Here is a 15,706-nt window from a genome sequence, read left to right on the forward strand (position 1 = left end):
TACGAAAAAAGTCTCAATTTTCATTGAGACTTTTTTACAGGGAATTTTTTAAGTGCTATTATTTTAAAATACTTATAATTTGTGATGCTAATTCTTCGCCAATTCTATCTTGTGCTTCATTCGTTGCAGCACCAGTATGTGGTGTTAAGGATAATGCAGGATTCATTAAAAGACCCATTTCTGGCTCTGGTTCTTTTTCGAATACATCTAAGGCCGCACCAGCAACTTTGCCAGTTTCAATAGCTTTTACCAGCGCTACCTCGTTAACCACACCACCACGAGCAGCATTGGCAATAATTACACCATCTTTCATTTGGCTGAATTCCTTTTCGTCAATGACATACTCTTTTTGAGCTGGTACATGAAGCGTTAAGAAATCTGCTTGTTTTAATACATCTTCTTTTGAAACAGTTTTGATATTGAAATTAACTTTTTGCCCATCGAAAAACTCTAATTCTAAATTAGCTTCATCCATATATGGGTCAAAAGCAACAACCTTCATACCAGAACCAATAGCAACTTTAGCTGTAGCTTGACCGATACGGCCAAAACCTAAAACGCCAAGAGTTTTGCCTTTAAGTTCAATACCTTTGGCATAAGCTTTTTTTAGCTTTTTAAAGTTAGTGTCGCCTTCTAGCGGCATATCACGGTTAGAATTGTGTAAAAAGCGTGCTAAACCATAAAAATGTCCGAAAACTAATTCTGCAACTGAATGCGACGATGCTGCCGGCGTATTAATAACATGTAAGCCTTTTTCTCGTGCATAATCTACATCAATGTTATCCATACCAACACCACCGCGACCAATAATTTTAAGGCTAGGGCAGTTGTCTATAATATTTTTACGAACCTTAGTGGCACTGCGCACTAGTAATACCGTAATCCCTTTATCGTTAATATAATTTTCTAATTGTTCTTGGGCAACGGTCGTTGTTAAGACTTCAAATCCTGCAGCTTCAAGCGCATCTATTCCGCTTTGTGAAACACCATCGTTTGCTAATACTTTCATTTTAAGTTTAAAGTTTTGGTGGTTGAGACTCTCGAAACCACAATCCATTTTATTATACATAAATAGTAGCTTCGAGAGCCTCAGCTACCACTGGTATTTACGCTTTACTTTCTAATTCGCTCATTACTTCAACTAAAACTTTAACGCTATCTAGCGATAAGGCATTGTACATCGAAGCTCTGTAACCACCGACACTTCTATGACCGTTAAGACCATTAATACCGGCTTCTTTCCACATGGCATCAAAGGTTTCTTTAAGGTTTTCGTTTTCTAGTGTAAAGGTTGCATTCATATTAGAACGGTCTTCCTTAACGGCATAACCTTTAAATAATGGGTTTAAATCTATTTCAGAATAGATTAAACGTGCTTTCTTTTCGTTTTCTTCTTCAATCGCTTTAATACCGCCTAAGTCTTTTAACCATTGCATTGTTAGCATAGACACATAAACTGCAAAAACAGGAGGCGTATTAAACATACTGCCTTTACTGATGTGGACTTTATAATCCATCATCGATGGAATTTTACGCGATACTTTGCCTAAAATATCTTCCTTAACTACGACTAATGTTGTTCCAGCAGGTCCCATATTTTTTTGAGCGCCTGCGTAAATTAAATCGAATTTTGAAAAATCTAACTGACGCGAAAAAATATCACTACTCATATCACAAACCATTGGGATTGGTGAGTCTGGAAATTGTTTCATCTGCGTACCAAAAATGGTATTGTTAGATGTGCAGTGGAAATAATCGTAATCTTCTGGGATATCGTAACCTTTTGGGATATAATTGAAACCAGCTGATTTAGAAGACCCTACTTCGTAAATATCGTCATAGATTTTGGCTTCTTTTATCGCTTTATCCGACCAAGTTCCTGTATTTAGGTAACCTGCTCTTTTTTCGAGTAGATTTAGCGCCACCATTAAAAACTGCGTGCTTGCTCCACCTTGAAGAAATAAGGCTTTATAGCCTTTGCCTTCTAAACCAAGAAGCTCTAAAGCCAAAGCGCGTGCTTGCTCCATAACATCTACAAATGGTTTGCTACGGTGCGATATTTCGATAAGCGATAAGCCGTTATCAAAATCTATTAAAGCTTCGGAGGCTTTTTGTATAACTGATTTTGGCAATACGCAAGGACCAGCACTAAAGTTATGTTTCTTAATCATTTGTTCTGATTTTCAATTTTTAAACGTTACAAAGGTGGCGATTAATTGAGAAAATTCTATTAAGAAATCGATAATTTTTGGACTATAATTTCAACAAGAAATCAACAGTATCTACACTATCTGCATAATCCCATAATTGGGGTTGTTGCGTTTTTCCGAATGGGATTTCAGAATCCGTAAACCCATCTGCCACAACACACTGAATATTATCTTTTTGCGACTCTAAATGCTGTTTTAAGCTTTCAGTATCCGAATATTTCTCGTAAAACACGGTAGCTATTGGCGAACCAAAACTTTGGTCTTCTTTTACCATTAAAAAGCCGTTTTCTAGCATATCAAATTCGCTCATGATGTAAACGGCCTTATTATAGTCGTAATTATTGGCATACTTACTTTCGTTAATAATGTCTTTCCATTTAAAGACACCTCTAAAGAACGCATCAAAATTATAGTCGTTCGGAATGTAAATTTTAGACACATTGCGGCAACCTAATCCGTAGTATCTAAAAATATCATCCGATAACGCCTCAAGTTGTTCGTGGGTTTCGTTACCTGTAAGTATGGCGACTGAGTTTCGGTTTTTACGAATTATCGACGGTTTGTCTTTAAAATAGTATTCAAAATAGCGGGCTGTATTATTGCTGCCTGTGGCAATCACCGCATCAAAATTTTCTAATTTGTCCTCGGTAAAGGTGATTTTCCCTTTAAAATTAGGCTCTAATAGCTCTAGATACTTGGCTAAATAGGGTAGTAGATGCTTGTCGTTAGAGGATTGTTTTACCAAAACACTATGACCACAAATAAGAACGCTTAAAAAATCGTGAAATCCCACCAGTGGAATGTTCCCAGCCATAATTATAGCAATGGTTTGTGGATTTACGGTATCGAAATTATAATTAGCCGTCCACTTGTTAAGATTATCTTCCGATAAAGCATCTGTCCAAGACTGTAAGGCAAAATCTAGATTATTTTTTGTAAACCACCCATTATGTTCTTGAGCAAGCTTTAACTGAAGTTTAAAACCATCGATAAAGGCTTTGTCGATATCATTGGCCTTTGGTGACGCTGTAAACAGACTTAGAAAGTGCCCTAATTTTACAAAAGCGTTAACTCTTTGTTGTAATTCCATATAAGGTTTGGTAATAATAGGTTTTGGCTTTATTTTTGCAACTGCAAAATTACGAAAAAGGAAAAGAAAAAAATGGCAATTATAATAACAGACGAATGTATTAACTGTGGTGCTTGCGAGCCAGAGTGCCCAAATACAGCGATATATGAAGGCGCAGACGATTGGCGCTACAAAGACGGTACAAGTTTACAAGGTAAAATTGTATTACCCGATGGTAGAGAAGTTGATGCCGATGAGACGCAAGAGCCTATTAGCGACGAGGTCTATTACATTGCACCAGATAAGTGTACGGAGTGTATGGGCTTCCACGAAGAGCCACAATGCGCTGCGGTTTGCCCTGTGGATTGTTGTGTGCCGGACGAAAACCATGTAGAAACCGAAGAGGAACTTTTAGCCAAGCAAAAGTTTATGCACCCAGACGATTGATATTAGATTTACTATTTTTAGATATACGATTAGTCCCAAGTTTTTACTTGGGATTTTTTTTTGCCCTACTACGTAGTTTTACGTAGATCCATGTGAATTTAATATTTTAATTTAGCTTCCTGATGCTAAACTAATTTTAGTATACGACATTATAATGTGTCAATAACATAAAAGGTTTTAATTTCTAGCATGATTAGAAAATGAGCAAAGAAAGTTTAATCCAAAAACTAAATACTCAAACTGAATTAGATATTTATTATGAATATCTGCTGGGGCAAGATGTTTGGTACTTTCAGAACAATGGAGATGACTTTAGTTCAGATTATGATGCTTTTAAAAAGTTTATTTCAAAAAAAATAAACATACCTTTTAACAATATTTCAATTGTAGGAAGTGCGAAAACTAGATATAGTTTTTCACCAAGTAAAGAATTGAAAGAGTTTCACGAAAACTCTGATTTTGATTTAATTATAGTTTCAAGACGGCTTTTTTATGATATATGGACTGCATATAGAGCAATTGCTCAAACACAATACCTAGAAAACTACATTAAAAAATGCGGAAATATTTTTGGAGGATTCATTAGTATTCGTGATAATGATAAAACTTATGGAAATCAGACTTTAGAAAATTGGCAAAAAAAGGTACTTTCATTTAAAGCAGAACTTCAATTAACTTTTAATATTCAACATGATATTAATTATAGGATTTATTCTGATTGGGAGTCTGTTCAGGAATATCATCTAAAAGGAATTACAAAACTAAAAAATATTATAAATGAAATTAATTGAACAAATAGACATACAACCTCAAACAGCCAAATGGCTTTATGATTTAAGTCAAAAAGGTTTATTGGAAGTTGATAATTCATTTCAAAGAAATTATGTGTGGACTGAGAAAAATCAAATTCAACTTATCGAATCAATACTAATTGGATACCCAATTCCAGAGATTTATCTCTGGAATACAGGCACTGATGGAGATACTGGCGACACAAAATATTCTATTATTGATGGTCAGCAAAGATGTGGCGCTGTCTTTCAGTATATAGCAAACAATTTCAAATTAAAAGCTTCAAGTTTAGATGCTAATAATCCTATTAAAGGAAGAATTCAAGACAGATTATTCAAGGATTTAGAAGCCGATGATAAAAAGTCCATTTGGAGTTATCTTTTTTCAATTAGGTTAGTACGAAATCAGGTAGAACGAGTGTCTATTGTCAATATGTTTTTAAGGCTGAATAGCAATAATATGACATTAAATCCTCAAGAATTACGCAATGCAGAATTTGAGGGTGAATTCATGCTTCTGTCTTCGAAGCTAGCTGAACTCGATTTTTGGGAAGACAATAATATTTTTGGTGTAGCTGATAGAAGAAGAATGAGAGATATATCTTTTGTAAGTACTTTATTAGTGTTTTTAAAGAAAGGAATTGAAGAAGATATAGGAAATACCAATTTAAATCAAATATATGATTTGTATAACGACGACTATCCAGACAAGGATAAAGATGAAAATAAATTCAAAGAGATTTTAAGCGAAATAAACAAGGTAATCGAAAATAATAAAGAGAGAATTAAAATTCTCAAAAGGCAAGTTCATTTTTATACACTTTTCACAGTAATCTTTGATATTCTAAATAATCAAAAGACATTGACTGAAAATCAAATTTCAAACTATAGAAATTTCATTGACAACTACGACAATGATGCACTATTAGAAAAATATTATGCGGATCAGCTTTCAAGTATTTATAGTTATAAATCACTTGTAAAAGAAGGTACAAGACAAAAAAGCAATAGATTTGAGAGGCATCGCCACCTGAAAAGGATAATTAACAAATGACGATTAAAATAATGAATCAGTAACATTTGGTTCTCGCTTAATTCTATTAATCAAACTTAACTTTAATAAATCGTTGGTTCTTTAGGTTATCTACATCTTGCCCAAATAAAACTAGTGTGTTCTCGTCTTCCCAATTGTATAAGCCTGGGCGTATCGTAACACCGCCTAAACCATCTTTGGTAAATAGCTTTTGCCGTTGGTAGCTGCCGTCAGAGCCAATCATTGTGCACATAAACGCCATATTCTGAGTATTAAAAGCATTTGCTGGTTTTCCTTTTCTTAGACCTACATTATCTGCATTGCCATTGTAAAATAGTAGCACCTTATCATCGCGTTTTGTAGAATAGAATGAGCTGTAAATTGGTACGTTACCACGAGTTTGGTTTTTGGCAATTTTGTTGGCCCAAATAAGTTTTCCGTCGTTACCAATGCGCATGGCTGCAACATTCTCGTGATAATAGGTAATAGAGTAGTTATACGAGTAGGTTCTGGTTTGTTCTGCTAACACCAAAAGCTCGTTATTGTCCATTACCTTAACGCTCTTTAAAATGTAGTTTTGGTTGTCTCTTTTCCCTTCGTTAAACTTCTTTACCAAGCGGTCTTTCTTTTTGCCATCTTCTAGCAACTGCGCAAAGAATGCTGCAGATAGTTTGTTGTAGTTGGTATAGGCAACTTCTGAGGTTTCAAGGTTAATTTTAGCAGTAAAAATACCCGACATGGCGTATAAATCGGTTTCGGAATAAATACCTGTAAGTAGCAAATTATTATCTGCAATGGTTGGGTATAAGTAGCGTAAATGCACATCGCGAGGTCTAATGGTGGTGATAAGCTTTAAACTATCACCTTCAATCTTATGAAACAGATATTCGTAACCAAAGTCCATGGCTTCTCTGCCAATTTTATCACTATCAAATTTTTTACTGATAAAAAAGATATCGTCCGATTCGCTTGTAAAAATATTCCTTAGTACAAATACCTCATTAGCATAAGGAAACTCATAGGTTGTAGAGGATTGCTCGTTAAAAAAGACATCAAAGGTTTTTAACTGAAAGGTGGTGTTATCCTCATCGTCATTTGGCAGCGTGTAGATAAGTTTAATCGTGGACTCGTCTTCGCTAATTATAAATCGGCTCACAGATTCTGAAGCGTCTTTATCGCCATGTTCTATGTTTAAAATTTCCTTTTCTTCAGAGAGTACAAATTGGTCTAAATCTACGGTTTGGTAATAGTAGGTTTTTCCTGTTTTGGTTAGGACATAAAAGATATGGATAATCCGATTTTTAATTTTTCGTAGACCTAGAGAATTAAATTTACCAGCATATTGCTTACTTTTTAAGTTAATTTCCATGCCAGATGGCGTTAAATCGAGATGAAATTTTCGGATATTAAGCTCATCGCCCTGTCCAAAGCGCCCTTCGGAATACAACATGTAATAGCCAAACTCGTCTTTACCGATAATATCTATGGGTATTTCTCTTTTATCGTTTTTAAAAAGGCTTCCGTATTCTACTGTAAGTTTTGGCGTGTCTTGAGCCGTTGTGGAGAGGAAACAAAGGCATATAGCAAAAAGTGAAAAAACGTATTTCATTATAAGTGTTTTATTATGTCACAATTATAATGGTTTTACCTATCAATTTAAAATGAAAAAAAAGAAACTGTGTAAAAATTTCTGTAAACCGAAATCTGTCACTTCCGAACCCTCGGAAGAGCGCAGTCGAAATGTTATGAAACTAAACGCCTTAGTTTTCTCGACTGTCGCTCGAAATGACAGAAAAGGTTTCTTTTACTTGATTTTTCAAGTTGAGCTTGTCGAAACTGATATTCATTATATTATGTTGAATTTCTCGACAAGCTCGATAAGACAGTGTTTTTTTTGACAGCTTTATCAATTAACTATCCGTTTTACGGGCTTGTTTCTTCATCACCTCTAAAACTTCTTTACTAAAAGACGGTTGGCTTGACCCTTCGGATGCCTTTTGCTTTAAGTAGTCGCGTTTTTTCTTCAGAAGTTCCTTTAGTTTCTGGTTATCTGCCTTTCGCTTGTTGCTCATAGCTTTAACCAGACGTTCTTTTTCTTCAAGAGATTTTCCTTTTAGATTTTCAGGGAGTTTGTCGTTTTCAATCTCGTTAAGTTTTAGTTTTCCGTTGTCGTAATCGCTAATAATTTCCTGGCTTCCGTAAGCAACTTTTTGTCCCGCTTTGCTTTGTTTGTATTCGGCACGAGCACTATTTGCTGTTGTAGAACCACTATCGTAAACCGCCATAGACATGGCTTTTTTAGAGTAGTTAGCTTCGCGTAGTTTTTTATCGCCATAGTACATTCTGGTATCATCTATATTGCGGGATAAGCGATTAATATCATCGTCGTAAGGTGTTGCTACCACGTAATCTTGTGCGTTTTGGTCTAGCATTAAAAATTCACCATTAGTACAAGCGGCCATGCTTTTAAAATGCGGAATGGCTTCACGGCAAGCGTTGCCTAGCTTTATAGTATTAATTGTAATGCCTTTTTTAGCAGCGAGTTTGCAGCTTTCGGTATATTTTACATCATCTTGATAATCCATATGTGGCGGACAATCGCCAACTACAAATATGGTTCTGTAGGTTTTTTTATCGGATGACCATTGCATACGTGTAATAGATTCGTGCAAGGCTTGGTTAACACTCTCAGGAGAATCACCACCACCAGCCGCATTAATATCTAAAAGTTCGGTATAGGCCTCATCTAAATCCGTAGTTAAGTCAATACGCTTAGTAATAAACGCATCGCCTTTATCGCGATAAAACACCATACCCATTCGTAGCGTATCGATATCACCATCTTGTGCGAGTTCGCTAACAATATCCCAGATTTTTTCTTTTGCTGTACCTATAAGTCCGCCCATACTGCCTGTGGCGTCTAAGCAAAATACAATTTCAGCATTTTTTGTAGGATGCCTATCTGCAGATTTCACTAAAGGTTTGTTCGGATTGTGGTTTAGTGCTTGAACTTCGTTGGTGTTTCTACAATTAAAAAGTAGAATGGTTAGTACGATAATGGAAATTTGTGTTTTCAGTTTCATAATATTTTGATTTGATGAATAATAGGCTAAACTAAATCTGTGGTAGCATCTTTACAATCTAAAACACGTCAAAACCTATTTTTAATGAGTAAAACCAACATTTCATTGAGTGATGCTATTATTCATAACATTCTGGACTAAATTTTATTCGAATTAGTTACATTTGCACTCGCTTTTTTGGTGATTGAGGTTATCGAATTCATCAAAAAATATAATGTTTAACTAATAATATTCCCGTCTGTTCGGGAAATGAATATGAAAGCCGGAATAGTAGGATTACCAAACGTAGGAAAATCGACTTTGTTTAACTGTTTATCTAATGCCAAGGCGCAAAGTGCAAACTTTCCGTTTTGTACAATAGAGCCCAATATTGGTGTGGTTAACGTACCAGACCCAAGATTGGCAAAGTTGGAAGAATTGGTTAATCCAGAAAAAGTAATCCCTGCAACTGTAGAGATTGTAGATATTGCTGGTTTGGTAAAAGGCGCAAGTAAAGGCGAAGGTTTAGGAAATCAGTTTTTAGCTAACATTCGCGAAACCGATGCGATTTTACATGTATTGCGTTGTTTTGATAACGATAATATTGTACATGTCGATGGTTCTGTTGACCCTATTCGTGACAAAGAAACCATTGATATGGAATTACAGTTAAAAGACCTTGAAACTGTAGAGAAGAAACTTGATAAAGTAAAGCGTGCTGCCAAAACCGGTAATAAAGAAGCACAAGCTGAAGAAGCTGTTTTACTAAAGATAAAAGAAGGTTTAGAGTCTGGAAAGTCTGTTCGTGCCTTAGAATTTTCTGATGAAGACTATGCAGATTATGTAAAGCCATCACAGTTTATTACGGACAAGCCAGTGATGTACGTTTGTAATGTAGATGAAGGTGCTGCTACTACTGGAAATGCTTATGTAGAGCAGGTTAGAGAAGCTGTAAAAGACGAAAATGCCGAAGTTTTGGTATTAGCTGTTGGTACAGAAGCCGATATCAATGAATTGGACGATTATGAAGAGCGCCAAATGTTTTTAGCCGATATAGGCTTAGATGAACCTGGTTCTGCAAAGTTAATTCGTGCGGCTTACAAACTATTAAATCAGCAAACTTATTTTACTGCTGGAGTTAAAGAGGTGCGTGCGTGGACTGTCACAGTGGGCTCTACGGCACCACAGGCTGCTGGTGTTATTCATACCGATTTTGAAAAAGGCTTTATCCGAGCAGAAGTTATTGCTTACGATGATTATGTGTCTTACGGCAGTGAAGCAAAAGTGAAAGAAGCTGGTAAAATGCGTGTCGAAGGAAAGAATTACATCGTCAAAGATGGTGATGTGATGCATTTCTTGTTTAATGTGTAGATATTAGTCACATTTTAAACTTTTAAGTAGGAATACAATGAAAAACTATATTCTCTATTTTTTAGTTTTTCCAATTTTTGGTTTTTCTCAAATTAATGAGAGCGATACGCTGAAGCTTAAAGCCAGTTTATCGTTTACGGGCTTATGGCAATCTGGAAATGTTGAAACGCTAATTCTAAGAGGACGCACAGATTTTAGTATTCGCCCATGGAAAAAATGGGTCTATAAATCAACTAACTCTTATGTTTATCAGGCTTTTGACAAAACCAAGGCAGATTCCGATTTTCTGAGTCTTAACTTTCTGTATTTTAATCCCGAAAAACGATTTTATCCTCAAGTTTTAGGCTTTATAAGTACTAATTTTAGACGTGAAATTGCGCAACGTTATTTGGTTGGTGCTGGCGGCACATATCAAATTATTCAAGGCGATAAAAATTGGCTTAAGGCTTCACTTACGTTGGAATATGAAGAAACGGACTTTAGAAGAGCCTTGTTTAACAAAATGGAGTTTAATGGCGATAAATCTATAAATACGCTTCGCGGTACAATTTGGGTTAGTGGCAAGTACGAGCTATTTAAAAAGAAAGTAGTGTTGAAGCACGAAAGTTATTTTCAACCTTCATTAGAAAATGAAGACAATTACCGCTGGAGTGCGGACCTTTCGGCAGAATTTCCTATCTGGAAGTTTTTGAGTTTTAAAATCAATTACCTTAGAACTTTTGAAAGTATAGTTATTGAAAATCAAGAAGAAGAAGACCAGTTCCTAACCTTTGGGTTTACTTTAAAGAATTTTTAAAATAAGAAGCTTAACAGAAGTTAACGCTTATTAACGCAAACGAGCAATCTAGTGGTGTATATTTGAATATCATCAATCAATTATTTGACCAATCCATAAAAGCCAATGTTCTCAACAACTTTGGCTTTTTATTGTTAATTACTTTACTTCATCCGTATTTCTTTTTTTGAGGTATAATATTATATTTAGCCTTTCATCCAAGTTTCCTCATTTCTATGTCCGAACAAACAAAATATACCGAAGATAATATACGCTCGCTTGATTGGAAAGAACACATCCGTATGCGTCCTGGTATGTATATCGGTAAGTTAGGCGATGGGTCTTCTCCAGATGACGGTATTTATATCCTTTTAAAAGAAGTCCTCGACAATTCTATTGACGAATTTGTAATGGGTGCAGGAAAGACTATTGAGATTTCGATTAATGGCGACAAAGTTATAGTGCGCGATTATGGTCGTGGTATTCCCTTAGGCAAAGTAGTAGATGTGGTCTCTAAAATGAATACCGGAGGTAAGTATGACTCTAAAGCTTTTAAAAAGTCTGTTGGATTGAATGGTGTAGGTACAAAAGCTGTAAACGCACTATCAACCTATTTCCGAGTGGAATCTACAAGAGATGGAAAATCTGCTTCAGCCGAATTTGAGCAAGGAAATTTGACCAATCAAGAATTGTTAGATGATACCTCGCGTCGTAAAGGAACTAAGGTCTCTTTTATTCCAGATGAATCCATCTTTAAGAATTACAAATTCCGTAGTGAATATGTCGTTAAAATGTTGAAGAACTATGTGTACCTAAATCCTGGGTTGACAATAGTCTTCAATGGCGAAAAATACTTTAGTGAGAATGGTCTGAAGGATTTATTGGCCGAAAATATAAACGACAGTGATTTACTATATCCTGTTATTCACTTACGTGGTGATGACATCGAAATCGCATTAACGCATAGCAAAACGCAGTATAGCGAGGAGTACCACTCCTTTGTCAATGGGCAAAATACAACTCAAGGTGGTACGCATTTGGCTGCGTTTCGTGAAGCTTTAGTCAAAACCGTGAGAGAATTCTACGGAAAGAATTACGATGCCTCCGATGTTAGAAAGTCCGTAGTTTCAGCTATCGCGATTAAGGTTATGGAGCCTGTATTCGAGAGTCAGACCAAAACTAAGTTAGGGTCTACCGATATGGGTGGTGACCTGCCAACGGTGAGAACGTATATTAACGATTTTGTAAAAACCTATCTCGATAACTACTTACACAAAAATCCAGAAACGGCAGAAAAACTACAACGAAAGATTCTTCAAGCAGAGCGCGAGCGTAAGGAATTGTCCGGAATTAGAAAACTGGCCAAAGACCGTGCTAAAAAAGCCAGTCTACATAACAAAAAATTACGGGATTGTCGTGTGCATTTTGGAGATACCAAGCACGAACGCAATTTAGAATCGACGTTGTTTATTACAGAAGGAGATTCAGCATCAGGTAGTATTACAAAATCTAGAGATGTCAATACACAAGCCGTTTTTAGTTTAAAAGGTAAGCCTTTAAATTCTTATGGTTTATCAAAAAAGATTGTTTACGAAAACGAAGAATTTAATCTATTACAAGCGGCTCTAAACATTGAAGAATCACTCGAAGATTTACGCTACAACAACATTGTTATTGCAACGGATGCCGATGTTGATGGTATGCACATTCGTTTGTTACTCATTACATTCTTCTTGCAGTTTTTTCCAGAAGTGATAAAAGAAGGGCACTTGTATATTTTACAAACACCATTATTTAGAGTCCGAAACAAGAAAGAAACTATCTATTGTTATTCTGAAGAAGAACGAAGAGATGCCATAGAAAAACTAAAACCGAAACCTGAGATTACACGATTTAAAGGTTTGGGTGAAATATCACCAGATGAGTTTAAGCATTTTATAGGTAGAGATATGCGCTTAGATCCAGTGATGCTAGACAAGGATATGTCTATTGAAGAGTTGTTGTCATTCTATATGGGCAAAAACACACCATCACGACAAGAATTCATTATCGATAACCTGAAAGTGGAATTGGATGTTGTTGAAGAGTAAAAGGCTCATCCTAACCTTCACTAAGGAAAGGAATTCTAAACATGAAGTGATAAGTTTTAAAATGAATTATAAAATTTAATAATTAATTAAGTGATAAACTGAAAGTCCTCCTTTGGAGGATTTAGGAGGCTTATGAGCGAAGAAATTAACGAACACGAAAACGAAGAAGAGTTACAGTCTAAAGACACTACTGAACCCCAAGAAACCATAACTAAGGTTACGGGCATGTACAAGGATTGGTTTTTGGATTACGCCTCTTACGTAATCTTAGAGCGCGCCGTACCCGCTATCGAAGATGGTTTTAAGCCTGTTCAGCGTCGTATTATGCATTCCATGAAAGATTTGGATGATGGACGTTACAATAAAGTAGCAAACATTGTAGGACACACCATGCAATACCATCCGCATGGCGATGCGAGTATTGCAGATGCTATGGTACAGATAGGGCAAAAGGATTTGTTAATCGATACCCAAGGAAATTGGGGAAATATTCTTACCGGTGATAGAGCAGCGGCTTCAAGATATATAGAAGCGCGTTTATCCAAGTTTGCTCTAGACGTTGTTTATAACCCAAAGATTACAGAATGGCAAGCCTCTTACGACGGTCGCCGTAAAGAGCCAATCAATTTGCCTGTCATGTTTCCGCTGTTGTTAGCGCAAGGAGGAGAAGGTATTGCTGTAGGGCTTTCCACAAAAATATTACCCCATAATTTTATAGAACTTATCGATGCTTCTGTTAAGCATTTAAAAGGAAAACGCTTTACGATAGTTCCAGATTTTCCAACAGCTGGAATTGCTGATTTCACCAATTACAATGACGGAAATCGAGGAGGAAAAGTCCGTGTGCGTGCAAAAATCTCTCAGCATAGTAAGAATACGCTTGTAATTACAGAGATTCCGTTTAGTACAACCACTCAGTCGCTTATAGATTCTATTCTTAAAGCTAATGATAAAGGCAAAATTAAGATTAAGAAGATTGAGGACAACACAGCAGCTGAGGTAGAAATCTTAGTACATTTACCTTCTGGTATTTCACCAGATAAAACCATTGATGCACTTTACGCATTTACGAGTTGTGAAGTGTCAATTTCGCCATTAGGTTGTGTAATCGAAGATAATAAGCCTTTGTTTATTGGTGTTTCCGAGATATTACGTCGTTCTACAGACAACACGGTACAACTCTTAAAAAGTGAACTAGAAATAAAACTAGGCGAGCTCGAAGAACAGTGGCACTTTGCATCCTTAGAACGTATTTTTATAGAAAACCGAATATACCGAGACATCGAAGAGGAAGAAACTTGGGATGGCGTTATTAATGCTATCGATAAAGGTTTAAAACCACATATCAAGCATCTTAAACGTGAAATCACAGTTGAAGACATTACGCGCTTGACTGAAATCCGAATCAAGCGTATTTCAAAATTTGATATTGATAAAGCACAGCAAAAAATTGATGCTTTAGAGGAGCAAATTGCTGAAGTTAAGCATCACTTAGCTAATCTTATCGACTATGCTATCTCTTATTTCGAAAGATTAAAGAAAGAATACGGCGAAGGAAAAGAGCGCAAAACGGAAATCCGCATATTTGATGATGTAGATGCAACTAAGGTGGTTATACGTAATACCAAATTGTATGTCAATAGAGAAGAAGGGTTTATAGGTACATCACTGCGAAAAGACGAATATGTTTGCGATTGTAGTGACATTGACGATATTATTGCTTTTACCAAAGATGGTAAAATGATGGTCACCAAGGTGGATTCTAAAACCTTTATAGGTAAGGATATTATTCATGTTGCGGTCTTTAAAAAGAAAGATAAGCGTACGATTTATAACATGATTTATCGTGATGGTAAAGGTGGACCATCTTACGTTAAACGTTTTGCTGTTACCTCTATAACGCGTGACCGTGAGTACGATTTAACTAATGGAAATAAAGGTTCCGTGGTTTGGTATTTTTCTGCCAATCCAAATGGTGAAGCAGAAGTAGTTTCAGTCTTACTTCGTCAAGTAGGAAGTATTAAAAAGCTTAAATGGGATTTAGACTTTTCGGATGTATTAATAAAAGGAAGAGCATCGAAAGGTAATCTTGTTACTAAATACGCGATTAAACGTGTAGAACTTAAGGAAAAAGGTGTTTCAACTTTAAAACCACGTAAAATTTGGTTTGATGATACTGTGCAACGCCTTAATGTCGATGGTAGAGGTGAATTGATTGGTGAGTTTAGAGGCGAAGACCGCTTGTTAATTATCAATCAGTCTGGAGTAGTAAAAACCATTATTCCAGAATTGACAACGCATTTCGATAGTGATATGATTGTTCTAGAAAAATGGATTCCTAAAAAACCAATTTCAGCAATTTATTATAATGGCGAAAAAGAGCTGTATTACGTTAAACGTTTTCTAATTGAAAATGAAGGAAAAGAAGAGTCGTTTATTTCGGACCATCCAAACTCTCAATTAGAAGTCGTTTCTACAGATTGGCGACCCGTTGCTGAGGTTGAGTTTACCAAAGAACGTGGTAAAGACCGAAAGCCAAATATGGAAGTCAACTTTGAAGAGTTTATCGATGTTAAGGGCATTACCGCAATGGGAAATCAGTTGACTAAGGATAAAGTGAATCAAATAGATTTAATAGAATCACTTCCGTTTGATGCACCAGAAGAAGTACATGCAGAGGATTTAGAGGTTGTTGATGAAGAGCAAGTTACCGCCGAGTCTTATAAAGTCACAGATAACGAAGTTAAGGTAAATCTAGATGTTGAATCAAAGACTGAAAAATCAAAACCAAATGATAGTAAAAACGATAATGACTTGGATGTAGATGACTCTGGACAAGTAACATTGTTTTAAACAAA

General features: G+C 35.9%; 12 protein-coding genes. 7 read left to right on the forward strand and 5 right to left on the reverse strand.

Annotated elements, in window-relative coordinates:
- Positions 1-58: 58 nt before the first annotated feature.
- From DFQ05_RS03575 to DFQ05_RS03585, 3 genes are all read right to left on the reverse strand, one after another.
- Positions 59-1,009 (reverse strand): D-2-hydroxyacid dehydrogenase, encoded by a 951-nt coding sequence (locus DFQ05_RS03575; protein WP_132703632.1) that lies wholly within the window; start codon positions 1,007-1,009, stop codon positions 59-61.
- A 97-nt stretch (positions 1,010-1,106) separates the two neighbouring features.
- The gene (gene serC / locus DFQ05_RS03580) at positions 1,107-2,168 is read right to left on the reverse strand and encodes a 3-phosphoserine/phosphohydroxythreonine transaminase (protein WP_132704156.1); all 1,062 of its coding nucleotides are present in this window, start codon (positions 2,166-2,168) and stop codon (positions 1,107-1,109) included.
- An 85-nt stretch (positions 2,169-2,253) separates the two neighbouring features.
- Positions 2,254-3,300, reverse strand: coding sequence for an acyl-CoA reductase (locus tag DFQ05_RS03585; RefSeq protein WP_132703634.1), 1,047 nt, complete (start codon positions 3,298-3,300; stop codon positions 2,254-2,256).
- 72 nt (positions 3,301-3,372) lie between these two features.
- Here DFQ05_RS03585 and DFQ05_RS03590 point away from each other — a divergent pair, with 72 nt between their 5' ends.
- From DFQ05_RS03590 to DFQ05_RS03600, 3 genes are all read left to right on the forward strand, one after another.
- Complete coding sequence (locus DFQ05_RS03590; protein ID WP_132703636.1) at positions 3,373-3,726, forward strand: 4Fe-4S dicluster domain-containing protein; 354 nt, start codon at positions 3,373-3,375, stop codon at positions 3,724-3,726.
- Positions 3,727-3,926: 200 nt separating this feature from the next.
- Positions 3,927-4,517, forward strand: coding sequence for a hypothetical protein (locus DFQ05_RS03595; RefSeq protein WP_132703638.1), 591 nt, complete (start codon positions 3,927-3,929; stop codon positions 4,515-4,517).
- A complete protein-coding gene (locus DFQ05_RS03600) occupies positions 4,504-5,571 on the forward strand; it encodes a DUF262 domain-containing protein (RefSeq protein WP_132703640.1) in 1,068 nt (355 codons plus the stop codon). The genes DFQ05_RS03595 and DFQ05_RS03600 overlap by 14 nt, the downstream gene beginning before the upstream one ends.
- Positions 5,572-5,617: 46 nt before the next feature.
- On the opposite strand, the gene DFQ05_RS03605 is transcribed toward DFQ05_RS03600, so the two are convergent.
- Positions 5,618-7,159 carry a hypothetical protein gene (locus DFQ05_RS03605; RefSeq protein ID WP_132703642.1) on the reverse strand — a complete coding sequence of 514 codons (1,542 nt, stop codon included), beginning with the start codon at positions 7,157-7,159 and terminating at the stop codon, positions 5,618-5,620.
- Between the two features lie 301 nt (positions 7,160-7,460).
- Positions 7,461-8,633, reverse strand: a complete 1,173-nt coding sequence (locus DFQ05_RS03610; protein WP_132703644.1) for a vWA domain-containing protein — start codon at positions 8,631-8,633, stop codon at positions 7,461-7,463.
- A 255-nt stretch (positions 8,634-8,888) separates the two neighbouring features.
- Here DFQ05_RS03610 and ychF point away from each other — a divergent pair, with 255 nt between their 5' ends.
- The 4 genes from ychF (at position 8,889) to DFQ05_RS03630 (ending at position 15,701) form a co-directional block, all read left to right on the forward strand.
- A complete protein-coding gene (gene ychF / locus DFQ05_RS03615; RefSeq protein ID WP_132703646.1) occupies positions 8,889-9,983 on the forward strand; it encodes a redox-regulated ATPase YchF in 1,095 nt (364 codons plus the stop codon).
- A gap of 37 nt (positions 9,984-10,020) precedes the next feature.
- On the forward strand, positions 10,021-10,779 hold the full coding sequence (locus DFQ05_RS03620; RefSeq protein WP_132703648.1) for a DUF481 domain-containing protein: 759 nt from the start codon (positions 10,021-10,023) through the stop codon (positions 10,777-10,779).
- A 215-nt stretch (positions 10,780-10,994) separates the two neighbouring features.
- Positions 10,995-12,848, forward strand: a complete 1,854-nt coding sequence (locus DFQ05_RS03625) for a DNA topoisomerase IV subunit B (RefSeq protein WP_132703650.1) — start codon at positions 10,995-10,997, stop codon at positions 12,846-12,848.
- Positions 12,849-12,980: 132 nt separating this feature from the next.
- Entirely contained in the window at positions 12,981-15,701 is a 2,721-nt protein-coding gene (locus tag DFQ05_RS03630; RefSeq protein WP_132703652.1) for a DNA gyrase/topoisomerase IV subunit A, read from the forward strand.
- The last annotated feature ends 5 nt before the right edge of the window (positions 15,702-15,706 follow it).

The sequence above is a fragment of the Winogradskyella wandonensis genome, assembly GCF_004346845.1.
Taxonomy (GTDB): Bacteria; Bacteroidota; Bacteroidia; order Flavobacteriales; family Flavobacteriaceae; genus Winogradskyella; species Winogradskyella wandonensis.

Coding starts and splice junctions, on each gene's coding strand:
- DFQ05_RS03575 (WP_132703632.1), bottom strand. CDS start 1,009: ATGAAAGTATTAGCAAACGATGGTGTTTCACAAAGCGGAATAGATGCG.
- DFQ05_RS03585 (WP_132703634.1), bottom strand. CDS start 3,300: ATGGAATTACAACAAAGAGTTAACGCTTTTGTAAAATTAGGGCACTTT.
- DFQ05_RS03590 (WP_132703636.1), top strand. CDS start 3,373: ATGGCAATTATAATAACAGACGAATGTATTAACTGTGGTGCTTGCGAG.
- DFQ05_RS03595 (WP_132703638.1), top strand. CDS start 3,927: ATGAGCAAAGAAAGTTTAATCCAAAAACTAAATACTCAAACTGAATTA.
- DFQ05_RS03600 (WP_132703640.1), top strand. CDS start 4,504: ATGAAATTAATTGAACAAATAGACATACAACCTCAAACAGCCAAATGG.
- DFQ05_RS03605 (WP_132703642.1), bottom strand. CDS start 7,159: ATGAAATACGTTTTTTCACTTTTTGCTATATGCCTTTGTTTCCTCTCC.
- DFQ05_RS03610 (WP_132703644.1), bottom strand. CDS start 8,633: ATGAAACTGAAAACACAAATTTCCATTATCGTACTAACCATTCTACTT.
- ychF (WP_132703646.1), top strand. CDS start 8,889: ATGAAAGCCGGAATAGTAGGATTACCAAACGTAGGAAAATCGACTTTG.
- DFQ05_RS03620 (WP_132703648.1), top strand. CDS start 10,021: ATGAAAAACTATATTCTCTATTTTTTAGTTTTTCCAATTTTTGGTTTT.
- DFQ05_RS03625 (WP_132703650.1), top strand. CDS start 10,995: ATGTCCGAACAAACAAAATATACCGAAGATAATATACGCTCGCTTGAT.
- DFQ05_RS03630 (WP_132703652.1), top strand. CDS start 12,981: ATGAGCGAAGAAATTAACGAACACGAAAACGAAGAAGAGTTACAGTCT.